This is a genomic window from Rhodococcus jostii NBRC 16295, from assembly GCF_001894825.1.
In the GTDB taxonomy this organism is placed as follows: domain Bacteria; phylum Actinomycetota; class Actinomycetes; order Mycobacteriales; family Mycobacteriaceae; genus Rhodococcus_F; species Rhodococcus_F jostii.
The window spans coordinates 1-1,427 of record NZ_BCWY01000231.1 but is presented as its reverse complement, the minus strand read 5'-3'; the positions used below and the strand labels follow the sequence as shown (position 1 = coordinate 1,427).

Annotated in this window: 1 protein-coding gene; it reads left to right on the top strand. The window is 67.0% G+C overall.

Annotated elements, in window-relative coordinates; genetic code table 11:
- Nucleotides 1–67: 67 nt before the first annotated feature.
- Nucleotides 68–1,324, top strand: a complete 1,257-nt coding sequence (locus tag RJ1_RS44890) for an IS701 family transposase (RefSeq protein WP_073371164.1) — start codon at nucleotides 68–70, stop codon at nucleotides 1,322–1,324.
- The last annotated feature ends 103 nt before the right edge of the window (nucleotides 1,325–1,427 follow it).

The following is a 1,427-nucleotide window of genomic DNA, read 5'->3' as shown; positions in this document are numbered from 1 at the left end:
CTAGTAGTACTTTGTTACCTCGGCGTGTCGGCTCGAGTTTTCGTGGCTTTCTCGAGACGATGCGGGCATGGATACAAGCGCTCTCGCCCGTGTCGGGGAACAGTTGGATACGTTTGCCGGTGAGGTGTTCTCGTCACTGGCGCGCAAGGATCAGCGGGCGACGGCGGGAGTGTATGTGCGGGGATTGATGCTCGACGGCCGACGGAAGTCGATGCAGCCGATGGCGCAGCGGTTGCGGGTGGATCATCAGCGGTTGCAGCAGTTCGTGACCACCTCGCCGTGGGACGTGACACCTGTGCGGAAAACATTGTCGCGCAGGGCGTGTGATCTGATCGACCCGGATGCCTGGGTCATCGACGACACCGGGTTCACCAAGGACGGCGACCGCTCCCCGGGTGTGGCCCGGCAGTACTCGGGCACCCTTGGCAAGGTCGGCAACTGCCAGATCGCGGTCAGCGTGCACGCCGCCACCGACGCAGCGTCCGCACCGTTGGACTGGCGACTGTTCCTGCCCGAGAGCTGGGACGACCGGTCCACCACCGACCCCGATGCGGTCGCGGCGATCACCGCCCGCCGGAAGCGGTCCGCGATCCCCGACACCGAGCAGCACCGCACCAAGTGGGAGATGGCGATCGAGATGATCGACGAATTGATCGCGTGGGGCCGCATCCCGCCGCCGGCGGTCGCGGACGCCGGGTACGGCGACACCACCGCCTTCCGGGAAGCGCTGACCGAACGCGGCGTCGACTACGTCGTTGCCGTCAAAGGTGCCACCAGCGCCTATCCCGGCGACGCGGTCCCGGAGATCGCGGCCTACAGCGGGAGGGGACGCCCGCCGACGCCCCGCTACGGGCCGCATTCGAGCTGCAAGGACCTCGTCCTCGCCGCCGGACGTAAGGCCCTGCGGACCGTGACCTGGCGGCGCGGCACCAAGACCGACCCCGACAACCCCACCGCGGCGATGCGCTCCCGGTTCGCAGCCATGCGGATCCGCCCCGCGAACCGGGACATCCCCCGCGCCTACGACGGCACCCTGCCCGCGGTCTGGCTTCTCGCCGAGTGGCCGACCGGAGCCGACGAGCCCACCGACTACTGGATCTCCACCTTGCCGGACACCACACCCATCGCCGAACTGGTGCGACTGGCGAAGATCCGCTGGCGCATCGAGCACGACTACCGGGAACTGAAAACCGGTCTCGGACTGGATCATTTCGAGGGCCGATCCTGGCTCGGCTGGCACCACCACGCCACCCTGGTCACCGCCGCTCACCTGTTCATCACCACCCTCCGGCTTATCGACCCAAAAGCGACTGGGCGGGACTGACCCTGTACGGCATCGTGCGCGAACTCCAACGCGCGCTTACCCGTTGGATCGGTACCTGCCCACTGTGTCACCACACCTTCCCCACCTAACAAAGTACTACTAG

Excerpts from the sequence above, each read along its gene's own strand:
- RJ1_RS44890 (WP_073371164.1), top strand. The coding sequence starts at position 68 with ATGGATACAAGCGCTCTCGCCCGTGTCGGGGAACAGTTGGATACGTTT.